Origin of the sequence: Pseudoxanthomonas sp. SL93 (genome assembly GCF_026625825.1) — a bacterium.
GTDB lineage: Bacteria > Pseudomonadota > Gammaproteobacteria > Xanthomonadales > Xanthomonadaceae > Pseudoxanthomonas_A.
The window spans coordinates 1,976,197-1,990,204 of the sequence record NZ_CP113065.1 but is presented as its reverse complement, the minus strand read 5'-3'; the positions used below and the strand labels follow the sequence as shown (position 1 = coordinate 1,990,204).

Below are 14,008 nucleotides of genomic sequence, written 5' to 3'. Positions count from 1 at the left end.
GCAGCGATGCGCATTTCACTGATCGCCGCACTCGACCGCAACCGCGCCATCGGCCGCGACAACGACCTGCCGTGGCGCCTTCCCGATGACCTGAAGCGCTTCAAGGCGCTGACGCTGGGCAAGCCCGTGCTGATGGGTCGCAAGACGGCCGAATCACTCGGGCGCGCGCTGCCGGGCCGCTTGAACCTGGTGCTGACACGCCGTGGCAGCGTGCCGTTCGACGGCATGCAGGCCGTGGCATCGGTGGATGAGGCGCTCCGGATCGCGGCGGAGCAGGGCGCCAGGGAGTTGTGCGTGATCGGCGGGGGCGAGGTGTATGCGCTGACGCTGGAGATTGCCGACGTGCTCCACCTGACCGAGGTCGATACCGAGGTGGAAGACGCCCACGCCTTCTTCCCCGCGTTCGATCCGGCACGGTGGCGGGAGATCGCCCGCGAATCCCATGCGGCGGACGCGAAGCACGCGCTTTCGTTCGCCTTCGTCGAGTATCAGCGCGCGCGCTAGCCGCGCACTGGCGTCACCGGCGGGCGGTAGTGCCCTATGATGGGGTGCTGGAACAGGATGTCGTCTTCCTGCGTGCCGGCCCCGATGTTGTGCAGGACCAGCGGCGTGCCGTCCGCGCTGCGCCTGTCCGAGACGATGCCGATGTGCAGAAGCCCGCTGCCGGCGAGCTTCCACGCCACGATGTCGCTGGGGGCGAAGTCCTCGGGCCTGCGCCCGGAATGGCGTTGCCAGCCTTGCCGCTGGAACCACCGCATCTGGTTGGGAACCCGTCGATGGTCGATATTGCGGTCCGGCGCCTTCAATCCCCATTGCCGCGGATACAGCGCGAAATGATCTCGCATGTCCTCATGGATGGCCTGCTGCAGGTCGAGTCCCTGCATGCGCAGGGCACGGATCACCACGTCGGTGCAGACGCCGCTGTCGGCGGGAACATCGCCGCCCGGATAGGTCAGGCTGAAATAGGCCGGATCGTAGGCGCGCACCACGCCCACCTGTGCGCGGGCCGCCGCCACCAGGGGCGGTGAGGGCGCAACGGGGGCGGCAGCGCCAGCCGTTGGCGCGCCTTCACCGACGACGGAGGTAGGAGGCGCCTGGTGGCATCCGGACAGCGCAATCCATGCGAGGCACAGCAGCAGAGGCCGTGTCGCGCGCATCGCCTCAATCCTTCGGCAACTCGCCCTTGGGTGGTGGCGGAACGTCGCGGCCGGGTACCTGCACGAGGCGGATGTCGTCGGTATCCAGCTGCAGCGCGGTCAACTTGCCGCCCCACACGGCGCCGGTATCGATGGCATGCACGCCGTGGCCGATCATCAGGCCCAGCGTCGACCAGTGGCCGCAGACGATCTTGAGGTCGCGAGGCGCGCGGCCGGGCACTTCGTACCAGGGATACAGCCCCTGCGCCTGGGCGCCGGGCGCGCCTTTTTCCTCGATCGCCATGCGTCCGCGCGGCGTGCAGTAGCGCATGCGGGTGAGCACGTTGATGATGGCGCGCGCGCGGTCGTGTCCGGACAGGTGCGGCGCCCAGTTCGGCTTGTCGCCGTACATGTTGCGGAACAGCTTGCGGTACGCATTGCCGTGCAGTTGCTGCTCCACTTCGCGGGCATGCTTCTCCGCCAGCGTGGTGGTCCACTTGGGCGCCAGCCCGGCATGCACCATCATCCAGCCCAGGTCGCGGTCCACGTGCAACAGCTTCTGCATGCGCAGCCAGTCCAGCAGCAGGCGGGCGTCGTCGGCCAGCACCACGCGCTGGAGGTCGGGGTTGACCTTGCGCTGTTCGTCCGGCGAGCGCTCGCCGATGGCCAGCAACGACAGGTCATGGTTGCCGAGCACCACGGTGCTTTGCTCGCGCAGCGAATGCACCAGCCGCAGTGTTTCGAGCGACTGCCCGCCGCGGTTGACCAGGTCGCCGCAGAACCACAGCCGGTCCTGCGCCGGATCGAAGCGGATCTTCTCGAGCAGCCGCTGCGTGGCGTCGTAACAGCCCTGCAGGTCGCCGATGGCCCAGGTGGTCATGCCGGCGGCACCTTCAGTGCAGGGTCCGCGGGACGGACAGGGTGAAGGGCGCGATGGGGGCGTCGAAGCGGGTGCCGTCGTCGGCGATCATGTCGTAGCTTCCCTGCATGGTGCCCAGTGCGGTTTCCAGTACCGCACCGGAGGTGTAGCGGAAATCCTCGCCCGGGCGCAGCCACGGTTGTTCGCCGACCACGCCTTCGCCGCGCACTTCCTGCACCTTGCCGTTGGCGTCGGTGATGATCCAGTGGCGCGACAGCAACCGCGCGGGAACCCGGCCGCGATTGTGGATGCGGATGGTATAGGCGAACACGTAGCGCCCGTCCTCGGGCACGGACTGGTCGTCCAGGAAGCGCGTGGCTACGTCGACGTCGATGGCGTAGTCGGGGGAATTCATCCCCGCAGTGTATTCAAACGCGGGTGAAAGCGGAAACACGTCCGCCGGCCTGCGTCAGCCAGCGGCCACCCCGTTTGCCAGGCGGATGAAGTCGCCGACGGCGATCTGTTCCGCGCGTGCATCCGGACGCACGCCGGCCGCTTCGATCTGCTCGCTGGTGCAGACCTCGGAGAGTGCATTGCGCAACGTCTTGCGTCGCTGCCCGAACGCGGCGCGCACGACCTCTTCGAAGCGCTTCGCGTCGTGGATGCCGATGGTGGCCGGATCACGCGGCACCAGGCGGGCGACGGCGGAATCCACTTTCGGCGGCGGACGGAAAGCCCCTGGCGGCACCACGAACAGCGCGTCCACCCGGCAGTACGCCTGCAGCATCACGCTTAGCCGGCCATAGACCTTGCTGCCGGGTTCGGCGGCCATGCGGTCGACGACTTCCTTCTGCAGCATGAAGACCATGTCGGTGATGGCCGCCGCGTGTTCGATGGCGTGGAACAGGATGGGCGAGGACAGGTTGTAGGGCAGGTTGCCGACCAGGCGGAGCGAGTCCCCGCCGGCCAGTTTGCTGAAGTCCACCGACAGCACGTCCTTGTGGATGATGGTCAGGCGCCCGATGCCTTCCGAGGCTTCCATCAGCGGCGTGATCAGGTCGCGGTCGAATTCGATGGCGGTCAGTTCGCCATGCTTGCGCAGCAGCGGGAAGGTGATGGCGCCCTGGCCCGGACCGATCTCCACCAGCCGGTCGCCGGGCTTGGGATTTACCGCCATCACGATCTTGTCGATGTAGCTGCGGTCGGTCAGGAAGTGCTGGCCGAGGGATTTCTTGGGCGGTGCTTTGAAGTGCGACATGCCGGGATTATGCGGGAAAGCGGATGTCCCGCGCCGTCCTCAGCGGCGTCGCGACGCGATCCGCGCACACGTCGCGACGGCGGCGAACAGGCTGGACGGGTCGGCGATTCCCTTGCCCGCCAGCTCCAGTGCCGTGCCATGGTCCACGGCGACGCGCGGGTAGGGCAGGCCCAGGGTGAGGTTCACCGCCTGCTCGAAACCGCTGTACTTCAATACCGGCAGCCCCTGGTCGTGGTACATCGCCACGACCGCGTCGAAACCGGTCAGCTTCTGCGGCAGGAAGGCCGTGTCGGCCGGCAGGGGCCCCTGCAGCTGCATGCGTTCTGTGCGGAGCATGGCCAGCAGCGGCTCGATCACCTCGATCTCCTCGCGTCCCAGATGACCGGCTTCCCCCGCGTGCGGATTCAGGCCCAGTACGGCGATCACCGGGTCGGCGATGCCGAAGTCGCGGCGGAGCGCGCCGTGGGTGATGCGCAGCACCTGCTCAAGGGCGGGCGCGGTGATGGCATCGGCCACCTCGCGCAACGGCAGGTGCGTCGTGGCCAGGGCAACGCGCACGATGTCGTTGGCCAGCATCATCACCACGTCGCAACCGGCATGCGCGGCCAGCAGCTCGGTGGTGCCCGTGTAGGCGATGCCGCCGGCATTGATGGCGGCCTTGTGTACGGGGCCGGTGACCATGCCATCCAGTTCGCCGTGCACGCAGGCATCGGCAGCGCGGGTCAGAGCCTCGATGACCGCGCTTGCATTGGCGGGTTCTGTCCGACCGAAGACACCGGGGACGGCGTTGCGCACGACACGCAGCGGAAGATCGCCAGGCCGGGTGGGCGCGGCATCCTCACTCAGCAGTTGCAACGGGAGCCGCAGCGCGTCGGCGGCCGCCTGCAGCGTGGCAGGGTCGGCGTAGGCGATGAGGTGGCAATCGCGGCGCGGCTGTTGCGCCAGCCGCACGCAGAGTTCGGGGCCGATGCCGGCCGGCTCGCCCGGTACCAGCGCCAGCCGGGGCGTCATGGATCAGCCGCCGGTGGTGCTGTCGGTGCCCGCGCGATCGCCGCTGCGGAAGCTGACGTAGGCTTCGCCGCGCAGTTCCTGCAGGTAGCGGTTGTACTCGTCTTCGGCCTTGCGGCGGCCGATGGTGTCGCGGACCTGGGCACGCTGGTTCTGGTCGGTCACGTCGGTCTGGCGGCTGCCGACGCGCTGCACGATGTGCCAGCCCGCATCGGTCTGGAACGGTGCGCTGACCTGCCCGTCGGACAGCCCCGAGACCTGCTGGCCGAAGGCGGGGCCGAAGGCATCCGCCGGGAACCAGCCCAGGTCGCCGCCTTCGTCGCGGCTGTTGGTGTCCTCGGTGGATTCCTTGGCCACGGCCACGAAATCGGCACCCCCGGCGATGCGCGCGCGCAGCGTGTCGATCTTGGCGCGGGCGGTGGCGGTATCCTGCGTGTCGGTGATGCGCACCAGGATGTGGCGCGCGTTGTACTCGGTGACCGTGCGCTTGGCGGCCTGCGAGGCATCGCGGGTTTCCACCAGCTTCAGCAGCTGGAAGCCGGTCGGGCCACGCAGCGGGCCGACCACCTGGCCGGGGGTCATGCTCTTGAGCGTCTGTACGAAGGCGGTGGGGATCTCGTCCTGGCTGCGCCAGCCGAGGTCGCCGCCTTCCAGCGCGTTCGGGCTGTCCGAATAGCGCACGGCGGCCGCCGAGAAATCCAGCTCGCCCTTGTCGATCAGCGCCTTGATGCCGTCGATCTTGCTCTGGCCGGTACTGATCTGCTCGGCGCTGGCGCCGTCGGGCAGGCCTACCAGGATGTGGGCGAGGTGATACTGCACGCCGCTGTTGGCCTCGGCTGCCAGCGCGGCATCCACTTCACCCTCGCTGACCTGCACGCGGCTCTGCGCGAAGCTCTGGCGCAGGCGCTGGATGACGATCTCGTCGCGCAGCGAGTTGCGGAACTCGGCGAAGGACATGCCGTCCGCTTCCAGGCGCTGGCGCAGGCCTTCGGGGTTGGTGCCGTTCTGCTGGGCCACCGCATTGACGGCGTTGTTGAGCTCGCCGTCGCTGACGCGGATGCCGCTCTCGGCGGCGCGTGCGGTCTGAAGCTTCACCAGTACCAGGCGCTCCAGCACCTGGCGTTCGAGCACGGCGCGGGGCGGCAGCTGGCCGGGCTGGTTGGCATACTGGCTGACGACGTTCTGCACGGCGCGGTCCAGCTCGCTCTGCAGGATCACGTCCTCGTTGACCACGGCCGCGATGCGGTCCAGCGGCTGCAGCGTCTGGGCGGAGGTCGCGGAGGAGGCGGCGAGCAGGCCGGCCAGCAGCAGGTGCGAAAGCATTGTCTTCATGGAATCGGATCCGGCGCGTAGTTGTTGTCGTCCGGAGCGGGCGCGATATTGCTCGGCGGGACGAGATAGAGGTCGTCTCGGTAGTAACCGAGGATAGCACGGCGCAGGGTGCGCTCCGTGTCCTGGCCAGCCGAGCCCAGGCCCTTCAGGACGAACTCGACCTGGAAGGAATTGTTCATTTCACCCTCGCGGTTGCGCACATAGCGGCGCACCAGCGTGCGTACGGCCAGGCAGCAGCTGTCCCACTGCACGCCGGCGACGGCCTCCAGCAAGCCGGGCTCCTGGTCGGCATCGCGATAGAACGAGTGGTAATAGCGCCCCACCACGCTCCAGGTCGGCGTGACCGGGTAGAGGAACGAGAAGTCGGCCTGGTCCAGCAGGTCACGGCGCCGGCGGTAGGTGATGTTGACGATGCCGTCGTCGGCGAACAGATAGCGCGCACGCACGCTGGCCAGGTCCTCGCGGCGGAACTTGGGGTCCCACTGGTAAGAGGCGCCGATGGTCCAGCGGTCGGTGGGGGCGTAATTGGCGTCGGCGACCCACGCCGACTTGCCCTGTTCCAGCGGAATCTCGCCGGGAAGCACCACCCGGCTGTCATCGAAATAGCGGATCTGGCCGATGCTGGCCGACAGCCGCTCGAAGCCGTCCTTCTGCCGCAGCAGCCGGGTGGTGAGCGCCAGGGTCAGCTGGTTGGCATCGGTCTGCCGGTCGGGGCCGGTGTAGCGGTTGTCGCGGAACAGCTGGCCATAGCTGAAATTGAACGGCCGGGTGTCGAAGATCGGCAGGCCGTCCTGCTCGCGGTAGGGCGAGTTGAGGTAGAACAGGCGGGGTTCCAGCGTGTGCAGGAAGCGGTCGCCCTTGATCTCCGTTTCGCGGTCGAAGTAGACCCCGGCATCCAGCGAGCCGATGGGCAGGCTGCGGCTGGGTGCGCTGTCGCGGAAGCTGGCGACGAGTTCCGGCGTCACCGTGCCGCCGTTCGCCAGCACGTACGCATTGGCGCGATTGGTGGCGAGGGTGTCGGCCAGTTCGCCTTCCAGGCGGTATTCGGTATGGCGGTACGCCAGCGTCGGCGTCACGTACCAGGCGGCGCCCTGCAGCGGGAAAGACACGAACGGCTTGATGTCGATGCGGCTGCCGCCAGCCTTTTCCTCATGCTGGAACTTCACCGCTTCGGTATGGGCACCCAGGGTCATCCAGCGCCCGAAAGGCTGCTCCCAGTTGAAGTACACGCGGGGCAGGCGGTTGTAGGGGAGGGCGGCTTCGGAGCTGGTGTAGTCCGCCAGCTGCCAGTAGTCCGCCATGGCGCCCGCGCTCCAGTACTCGCCGATGCCATAGACACCGACCGTGCTGGTGATCGACGTGGCCGCCTGACCGTAGAGCGAATTGCCGAAATCCTCGGTGTAGCGGGCATCGCTCAGCCACCGTAGGCCGGCGCGTGCCTGCCAGTTGCGGTTGAAGTTGTGCATGCCATCGAACGCGAAGAAGCCGCGACCCGCATCCGGATCCGGATTGTCGGGATCGTCACGATAGGGGTCGGTCAGGTAGTCCGGCTCGTTCATCCGGTCGCGCACCAGGTCGTCGCGATCCATCCACGCGCCTTCGAACTCGCCACGACCCTTTTCGTAGAGATAGCGGAACTCGGCGCCCAGCTGGAATCCGCGGTCGGTCATGATGCGCGGCTCGAGCGTGGCGTCGTAGTTCGGTGCCAGGTTCAGGTAGATGGGTTGCTTGTAGTCGAACCCGTTGCGGCCGGACAGGCCGATGGCCGGGAACAGCAGGCCGGTGTGGCGCTGGTCGTCGATCGGGAACTTCAGGTAGGGCACATACAGCACCGGAATCTTGCCCAGCCGGACCGTCGCGCCCCGCGCCACGCCCCAGCCTTCGTCCGTATCCACGTCGATACGGCGCGCCCGCAGTTCCCAGCGGCGGTCTTCGGGATCGCAGGTGGAATAGGTCGAATGCAGCAGTTGGCCCTGCGAGCCCTTCATGTCGATGCGGTCGGCGCCGCCGTTGCCGCGCCGGTCCACCAGCTGGTAGCGGACATTGTCGATCTGGTGCGTATCCGCGCCCTGGTCGCCCCGCGCGCTGTCGGCGACCAGACGAAGACCGGTGTCCTGATAGCGGATGTGGCCTTCGGCGACGTAGGTGTCCTTTTCCTGGTCGTACTTCAGGTTGTCGGCGCCCAGGAACTGGTCGCCGCGACTCAACGCCACGTTGCCCTGGTACTCCAGGTTCGTCTCGGTGCCGCCCAGCGCATCGCCCTCGATGGACGTGGGCTGTTCGGCGCGCTGTTCGCGTGCCGCCTGCGGAGTGCTGCCGAAAGCAGGCTGTGGCGCGCCGCCGAACGCGGGGATGACGTCCTGGATGGGACACAGGGCCCAGTTTTCTGGCTTCTCATCCGCCGCCAGCGCCGGCAGGCACAGGGCGATGCTGAAGGGCAACGGGAGCAGGCGAAGGGCTGGGCGCACGCGGTGCTGGTCTCGCTGAAGGGTGGAAAAACGGTCGTTAGCTTGCCGCATCGCATGCATGCGGGCAATGAAGGCGCCCTGCCGGTGTCGGTCGGGGTTCAGCGTGCCCGTGCCTGCCATTCGCCCGTGGCGGCAGGGGCCGCGCTCAACGCAGCTCGTCCACGTGCACCCGGCTGCATTCGCGCAGTGCTTCCAGGTCGTAGCCGCCTTCCAGCATGGAGACCACCCGCCCACCGGCATGCCGGCGGGCGATGTTGCGCAGCTGCCGGGTCAGCCAGGCGAAGTCCTCGGTCTCCAGCATGAGGTCGGCCAGCGGGTCGCGCATGTGGGCGTCGAACCCGGCGGAAATCATCACCAGCTGGGGCTTGAAGGCATCCAGCGCCGGCAGCAGTTCGTCGGCCCAGGTGTTCTGGAACCTGAAGCCGCCGCTGCCGGGGGGCAGCAGGGCGTTGAACATGTTGCCCACGCCGCGCTCGTAGGGCGCGCCGCTGTTGGGATACAGGCCGGATTCGTGGGTGCTGAAATACGCGACGCGCGGATCTTCGCAGAAGATCGCCTGCGTGCCGTTGCCGTGGTGCACGTCGAAATCGATGATCGCCACGCGCTCAAGCCCGTGCTGATCGCACGCGTGGGCGGCCGCGATGGCGATGTTGTTGAACAGGCAGAAGCCCATTGCCGCATGGCTGGTGGCGTGGTGGCCCGGCGGCCGCACGGCACAGAACGCGGTGCTGGTTTCCCCGTTCATCACGGCGTCCACCGCGGCCACGCCGGCGCCAGCGGCGCGCAGCGCGCGCTGCGCGAGGCCGGGCCCATCACCGTGTCCGGGTCGAGCATGCGGTAACCGTCGAAGTCGCCTTCCAGCACGTCATGCAGCAGGGCTTCGTCATGCACGCGGCGCAGGTCGCCGAGTTTCGCCAGGGGCGCTTCGCGCCACTCAAGATCGCTGTGTTCGGCGCGCAGGCCACTCAGCACCGCCTCCAGCCGGGCCGGCCGCTCCGGGTGTTCGGGACCGGGGTCGTGGGCCAGGCAGGCGGGGTGGGTGAAGATGATCACGGGGGGCGGGATCAGCGCCGGTCGTGCCGGCGTTCGTGGTTCCAGAGCACTTCGCCGTGGCCGTCGGCACGGGCCAGCACGCGGGCCAGCACGAAGAGCAGGTCCGACAGGCGATTGAGGTAGCGGATCGCCTCGGGCCGCACCGCATCGTGGCGGGCGAGGGTGACGGTTTCGCGCTCGGCCCGGCGCACGATGGTGCGCGCCAGGTGGCAGCGCGATGCCGCTTCGCCGCCGGCGGGCAGGATGAAATCCTTCAGCGCCGGCAGGTCGTCGTTGTAGTGGTCCAGCTGGCGCTCCAGCGCATCGATGTCATCGCTGGTGATCGCCGCATGGCCGGGGATGCACAGCTCCCCGCCCAGGTCGAACAACTGGTGCTGCACCGTGGTCAGCAGCGCGCGGATGTCGTCCGGCACGCTGGCGACCGCCAGCATCACGCCGATGGCGGAGTTGGCTTCGTCCACCGTGCCGTAGGCGGTGACGCGCGCCGAGTCCTTGCCGACGCGGGTGCCGTCGCCCAGTCCCGTGCTGCCGTCATCGCCGGTACGGGTGTAGATCTTCGAGAGGCGGTTGCCCATCGTCGCGCGGAACCGCTCAGTCCGCCGTGCGGCCGTGCGGCTTGGCCAGGCGCGCGATCTGCGTGGCGCCCACGTGCACGATGAGCGCCAGGCCCACGTAGATCGCGGTGACGCGCAGGTACGGCACCAGCCAGTCGCTGTAGTTCTTCCACCAGCCGGCGAACGTCGGCTCGGCCACGCTCGCGCTGATCCAGTAGAAACTGCCTTGGCTCAACAGCTGGCAGACCACCACCGCGGCCACCAGGCTGGCGACCAGCAGGGCCAGCGTGCGGCCATGGTTGTCGGTCTGGTAACGGCGCACCAGCGACCCGCCCGCCCACAGGGTGAAGTAGGCCGGCACGAGGAACCAGTACGCCGGCGACACGCAGTAGTGCGTCCAGAAGTTGAGGCCCTGGCCACTGATCACGATGTAGTCCACCAGCACCGCCAGCGCCATAAGCGCGGGAAAGGCCCAGCGGGTCCACGCGCGCAGGTAGTAGCCACCGATGAAGAACGCGGCCCACGAGGCGTCCGGAATCGGGCCGAAGTGGGTTAGGGTGGTGGGCAGGTGCAGGCGGGTCACGGCCATCAGGGCGGCGACCAGGACCAGGACGATGGCGCGTTGGGTGGTGGTGTTCATCAAGGACCGTTCCGGAAACTCAGGGCGGCATTCTACCGGACCGCGGCGGGCCGTGGCCCGGCGGCGGGCGGTGTGGGCACAAGGCGAGCCGGTATCATGGCCGAATGACTGAACCGCACGATGTACTGATTGTGGGCGGCGGCCTGGTCGGCGCCAGCCTGGCCATCGCCCTGGACCGGCTGGGGTTGCAGGTGGGCCTGGTGGAAGCCACGCCGGCCGGCCGGATGCCCGAGGTGTTCGACCAGCGGAACCTCAGTTTCGCCGCGGCCACCGTCAACGCGCTGACCGCGCTCGGCGTGATGGCCAAACTTCGCGCCCCGACCGGACCCATCCGCCGCATCCACATCAGCCGGCAGGGCGACTTCGGCCGCGTGCGCCTGGACGCAGCCGGTTACGGCCGCGACAGCTTCGGCCAGGTGGTGGTGGCGCGTGATTTTGGCGAAGCACTTGAGGCACGGCTGGCCGAACTCGTGAACCTGACGCGCTACCGTCCCGCGCGATTCATCGCCCTGGATGCGGTGGTGGCGGGCATGCGCACCGTGCGCATCGAAGACGACCACGGCGAGCGCGAGCTCAGCGCGCGCCTGGTCGTCGCCGCCGACGGTACCCGCAGCCAGGTGCGGCAGGCGCTGGGCATCGACGCGCAGCAGCACGACTACCAGCAGACCTTGCTCGTCGCACGCGTTCGTGCCGACCGGGCACCCGACGGCACCGCGTACGAGCGCTTCTGCGACGACGGCCCGACCGCCCTGCTGCCGCGTGGGGACCGTCACTGGGGCGTGGTGCATGGCGTGGCCAACGAGGATGCCGATGCCGTGGCGGCGCTGGACGAAGCCGCCTGGCTGCAGCGGCTCCAGCAGCACATCGGCTGGCGCGTCGGCCGGCTGACCGCGAGTGGCGAACGCAGTGCGTACCCCATCGTGCGCGTGGTGGCCGATCGCCTGGTGGCCGAGCGCGCCGTGCTGCTCGGCAACGCCGCGCAGACCATCCACCCCATCGGTGCGCAGGGCTTCAACCTGGGCCTGCGCGACGCACTGACGCTGGCCGAACAGCTGGCCGGCGCGCAGGACGCGGGCGATCAGGCCCTGCTGGCGGCCTATGCGCAGCGTCGCCACGAGGATCGCGAAAGGACCCTGGCGTTTTCCGACGGGCTGGCGCGCCTGACCAGCAACCCGGCCATACTGCTCAAGCCATTGCGCAGCCTTGGACTGGTGGCGGTGGATGCGCATACCTCGCTGCAGTCGTTCCTGGTCGGTGGCGCCATGGGCTTCCGTGGCGACGTGCCTGCGCTGTGCCGCGAGGAAGTGGCATGAAGCGGCGCGGGCAGATCGATGTGGCCGTGGTCGGCGGCGGCGTGGTGGGGGCCGCATGCGCCCTGGTACTGGCGCAGGAGGGATTGCAGGTCGCGCTGGTCGAGGGCCGCGTGCCCGCGCGCTGGAGCGCCGATGAGCCCGATCTGCGCGTGTATGCGTTTGCTCCCGACAACGCGGCCCTGCTGGATGGCGCGGGCGTCTGGAATGCCGTGCGCGAGGCGCGTGCGCAGCCGTATCGCCGCATGCGGGTATGGGATGCCGCCGGGGGCGGCGAGCTGGCCTTCGATGCCGACGCCCTGGGCCGCGTGCAGCTCGGCTGGATCATCGAGAACGCGCTGCTTGCCGACCGCCTGTGGGCCGCGCTGCCCGGCGCGGGTGTGCAGGTGCACGCCCCCGCACGCGTCGAAGCGATGGAGCAGGACGGCGATGGCGTGAAGCTGCGGCTGGATGACGGTACGCGGCTTGACGCCCGCCTCGCCGTGGCCGCCGATGGGGCCGATTCCACGGTGCGGACGCTGGCCCACCTGCAGGTGGATACGCATGACTACGCTCAGCGCGGCGTGGTCGCCTTCGTCGATACGGAATTGCCGCATCAGGACACGGCATGGCAACGCTTCCTGCCCACCGGCCCCTTGGCGTTCCTGCCCTTCACCGATGGACGCAGCTCCATCGTGTGGACCCTGCCGGATGCCGAGGCGCAGCGCATGCTGGCACTGGATGACGAGACCTTCAGCCGCGAACTGACGCTGGCGATGGCCGGACACTTGGGCGAGGTGCGCGTCGCGTCGCCCCGCGCGGCGTTCCCGTTGCGGCGCCAGCTGGCGAAGGACTATGTCGCCGGCCGGGTGATCGTGGTCGGCGACGCCGCGCATGTCGTGCATCCACTGGCGGGCCAGGGCGTGAACCTGGGCCTGCGCGATGTCGCCGCCCTGCGCGATGGCATTCGCGGCGCGCTTGGCAAGCGCATCGACTGGGCCGCACCGCACCGCCTGGAACGCTGGGCGCGCCAGCGCCGCAGCGAGAACGCTACGGCCGCGCACGCCTTCGATGGCATCAACCGCCTCTTCTCCAACGACGAGCTGCACCTGACCCTTCTGCGCGGCCCGCTGCTGGGGCTGGCGGGCCGGCTGCCGCCGTTGATGGAACTGCTCTGGCGTCATGCCGCCGGCCAGTCGGGCCGTTGAGCGCATCGCCACGCTGACTGCGGTAGGCTCGCCGGACGCCATCACGGGCCCGGAACCGATGAATGCACCCTCTTCCCTGATCGATCCTGCGCGCCGCCGCCTGGTGGCCGCGCTCGCCGGCACCGGCGTCGCCGCTGCGCTTCCTGGCTGGGCAGCGCCACGCGCCACCCGCACACGCCGCGGCCCACTGGGCGTGGCCCTGATCGGGCTGGGTGGCTACAGTCGCGATCTGCTGGCGCCCGCCTTGCAGATGACGCGTCATTGCCGGTTGGCGGGCATCGTCACCGGCACGCCCGCCAAGGCCGAAGAGTGGCAGCGGCGCTACGCCATTCCCGATCGCAACGTCTACGACTACGAGGGTTTCGCGCGCATTGCCGACAACCCCAACATCGACGTGGTCTACGTGGTCCTGCCCAACCATCTGCACAAGCGCTTCACCGTGGAAGCCGCCGCCGCGGGCAAGCATGTGTGGTGCGAGAAGCCGATGGCGATGGACGCCGGCGAGGCGCGCGAGATGATCGACGCCTGCCGCCGCCACCGCGTGCAGCTCACGATCGGTTATCGCCTGCAGCACGAACCCAATACACGCGCCTGGAGCGAGTTGGCGAAGAGCCGCCCGTTCGGTCGCCTGCTGCGCGTGAAGGCCGATGCCGGCTTCAACGGATTCCGGAACAATCCCGGCGACGCCTGGCGGCTGGACCCCGCCCGTGGTGGTGGTGCGATGTATGACATGGGCGTCTATTCGCTCAACGCGGCGCGGTACACCACCGGCCGCGAGCCGCTGGCGGTCACTGCCAGGCAGGAGATCCTGCGGCCTGAGATTTTCCGCGGCGTGGACGAGACCATGCGTTTCCGGTTGGAGTTCCCGGAAGGTGTCGTCGCCGATTGCGTCACCAGCTTCGGCATGGACCTCAATACGCTGCGCGCGGAGTGCGAGGCTGGCTGGTACCAGCTTTCGCCGTTCCAGACCTACGACGGCATCAAGGGCGAAGCCAGCGATGGTCGTCGCTTCGATGCAACACTGGGCCCGAAGCCGGCGATGCAGGCCCTGCAGATGGACCAGGACGCGCTGGCGATCATCGAGGGCAGGCCGCCGCGCGTGCCGGGCGAGGAAGGCCTGCGGGACATGCGCGTGCTGGACGCGATCTTCGCTTCCGCGCGCGCCGACGGGAAGCGTGTGCAGATCGACCAGGATTGAAGACC

General features: G+C 68.8%; 13 protein-coding genes and 1 pseudogene. 4 read left to right on the top strand and 10 right to left on the bottom strand.

The annotated features are described in order from the left end of the window. Positions 1-6 precede the first annotated feature (6 nt). A complete protein-coding gene (locus tag OVA13_RS09495) occupies positions 7-504 on the top strand; it encodes a dihydrofolate reductase (RefSeq protein WP_267790251.1) in 498 nt (165 codons plus the stop codon). On the opposite strand, the gene OVA13_RS09490 is transcribed toward OVA13_RS09495, so the two are convergent. The 10 genes and pseudogenes from OVA13_RS09490 to OVA13_RS09445 form a co-directional block, all read right to left on the bottom strand. Continuing rightward, positions 501-1,157 (bottom strand): DUF1287 domain-containing protein, encoded by a 657-nt coding sequence (locus tag OVA13_RS09490; protein ID WP_267790250.1) that lies wholly within the window; start codon positions 1,155-1,157, stop codon positions 501-503. The two genes, OVA13_RS09495 and OVA13_RS09490, sit on opposite strands and share 4 nt — an antisense overlap. Positions 1,158-1,161: 4 nt before the next feature. After that, entirely contained in the window at positions 1,162-2,016 is an 855-nt protein-coding gene (locus tag OVA13_RS09485; protein WP_267790249.1) for a symmetrical bis(5'-nucleosyl)-tetraphosphatase, read from the bottom strand. Between the two features lie 13 nt (positions 2,017-2,029). Beyond that, the gene (gene apaG / locus OVA13_RS09480; protein WP_267790248.1) at positions 2,030-2,410 is read right to left on the bottom strand and encodes a Co2+/Mg2+ efflux facilitator ApaG/CorD; all 381 of its coding nucleotides are present in this window, start codon (positions 2,408-2,410) and stop codon (positions 2,030-2,032) included. 54 nt (positions 2,411-2,464) lie between these two features. Continuing rightward, entirely contained in the window at positions 2,465-3,253 is a 789-nt protein-coding gene (rsmA, locus tag OVA13_RS09475; protein WP_267790247.1) for a 16S rRNA (adenine(1518)-N(6)/adenine(1519)-N(6))-dimethyltransferase RsmA, read from the bottom strand. A gap of 39 nt (positions 3,254-3,292) precedes the next feature. Beyond that, on the bottom strand, positions 3,293-4,264 hold the full coding sequence (gene pdxA / locus OVA13_RS09470; protein WP_267790246.1) for a 4-hydroxythreonine-4-phosphate dehydrogenase PdxA: 972 nt from the start codon (positions 4,262-4,264) through the stop codon (positions 3,293-3,295). A gap of 3 nt (positions 4,265-4,267) precedes the next feature. Beyond that, positions 4,268-5,584, bottom strand: a complete 1,317-nt coding sequence (locus OVA13_RS09465; protein WP_267793495.1) for a peptidylprolyl isomerase — start codon at positions 5,582-5,584, stop codon at positions 4,268-4,270. 5 nt (positions 5,585-5,589) lie between these two features. After that, positions 5,590-8,112, bottom strand: coding sequence for an LPS assembly protein LptD (gene lptD / locus OVA13_RS09460; RefSeq protein ID WP_267790245.1), 2,523 nt, complete (start codon positions 8,110-8,112; stop codon positions 5,590-5,592). A 94-nt stretch (positions 8,113-8,206) separates the two neighbouring features. After that, positions 8,207-9,114 (bottom strand): annotated as a pseudogene (locus OVA13_RS09455) (histone deacetylase family protein). A gap of 11 nt (positions 9,115-9,125) precedes the next feature. After that, positions 9,126-9,689 carry a cob(I)yrinic acid a,c-diamide adenosyltransferase gene (locus OVA13_RS09450; RefSeq protein ID WP_267790244.1) on the bottom strand — a complete coding sequence of 188 codons (564 nt, stop codon included), beginning with the start codon at positions 9,687-9,689 and terminating at the stop codon, positions 9,126-9,128. Between the two features lie 16 nt (positions 9,690-9,705). Then, entirely contained in the window at positions 9,706-10,308 is a 603-nt protein-coding gene (locus tag OVA13_RS09445; RefSeq protein WP_267790243.1) for a hypothetical protein, read from the bottom strand. 104 nt (positions 10,309-10,412) lie between these two features. Here OVA13_RS09445 and ubiH point away from each other — a divergent pair, with 104 nt between their 5' ends. From ubiH to OVA13_RS09430, 3 genes are read left to right on the top strand one after another with little or no spacing between them, the layout of a single operon-like run. Next, the gene (gene ubiH / locus OVA13_RS09440) at positions 10,413-11,621 is read left to right on the top strand and encodes a 2-octaprenyl-6-methoxyphenyl hydroxylase (protein WP_267790242.1); all 1,209 of its coding nucleotides are present in this window, start codon (positions 10,413-10,415) and stop codon (positions 11,619-11,621) included. Next, on the top strand, positions 11,618-12,805 hold the full coding sequence (locus tag OVA13_RS09435; RefSeq protein ID WP_267790241.1) for a UbiH/UbiF family hydroxylase: 1,188 nt from the start codon (positions 11,618-11,620) through the stop codon (positions 12,803-12,805). Before ubiH ends, OVA13_RS09435 begins: the two co-directional genes overlap by 4 nt. Before the next feature lie 58 nt (positions 12,806-12,863). Then, complete coding sequence (locus OVA13_RS09430) at positions 12,864-14,003, top strand: Gfo/Idh/MocA family protein (protein WP_267793494.1); 1,140 nt, start codon at positions 12,864-12,866, stop codon at positions 14,001-14,003. The last annotated feature ends 5 nt before the right edge of the window (positions 14,004-14,008 follow it).

What these genes read in the sequence shown, in the direction of transcription:
- OVA13_RS09495 (WP_267790251.1), top strand. Translation starts at nt 7, where the DNA reads ATGCGCATTTCACTGATCGCCGCACTCGACCGCAACCGCGCCATCGGC.
- OVA13_RS09490 (WP_267790250.1), bottom strand. Translation starts at nt 1,157, where the DNA reads ATGCGCGCGACACGGCCTCTGCTGCTGTGCCTCGCATGGATTGCGCTG.
- OVA13_RS09485 (WP_267790249.1), bottom strand. Translation starts at nt 2,016, where the DNA reads ATGACCACCTGGGCCATCGGCGACCTGCAGGGCTGTTACGACGCCACG.
- apaG (WP_267790248.1), bottom strand. Translation starts at nt 2,410, where the DNA reads ATGAATTCCCCCGACTACGCCATCGACGTCGACGTAGCCACGCGCTTC.
- rsmA (WP_267790247.1), bottom strand. Translation starts at nt 3,253, where the DNA reads ATGTCGCACTTCAAAGCACCGCCCAAGAAATCCCTCGGCCAGCACTTC.
- pdxA (WP_267790246.1), bottom strand. Translation starts at nt 4,264, where the DNA reads ATGACGCCCCGGCTGGCGCTGGTACCGGGCGAGCCGGCCGGCATCGGC.
- OVA13_RS09465 (WP_267793495.1), bottom strand. Translation starts at nt 5,584, where the DNA reads ATGCTTTCGCACCTGCTGCTGGCCGGCCTGCTCGCCGCCTCCTCCGCG.
- lptD (WP_267790245.1), bottom strand. Translation starts at nt 8,112, where the DNA reads ATGCGGCAAGCTAACGACCGTTTTTCCACCCTTCAGCGAGACCAGCAC.
- OVA13_RS09450 (WP_267790244.1), bottom strand. Translation starts at nt 9,689, where the DNA reads ATGGGCAACCGCCTCTCGAAGATCTACACCCGTACCGGCGATGACGGC.
- OVA13_RS09445 (WP_267790243.1), bottom strand. Translation starts at nt 10,308, where the DNA reads ATGAACACCACCACCCAACGCGCCATCGTCCTGGTCCTGGTCGCCGCC.
- ubiH (WP_267790242.1), top strand. Translation starts at nt 10,413, where the DNA reads ATGACTGAACCGCACGATGTACTGATTGTGGGCGGCGGCCTGGTCGGC.
- OVA13_RS09435 (WP_267790241.1), top strand. Translation starts at nt 11,618, where the DNA reads ATGAAGCGGCGCGGGCAGATCGATGTGGCCGTGGTCGGCGGCGGCGTG.
- OVA13_RS09430 (WP_267793494.1), top strand. Translation starts at nt 12,864, where the DNA reads ATGAATGCACCCTCTTCCCTGATCGATCCTGCGCGCCGCCGCCTGGTG.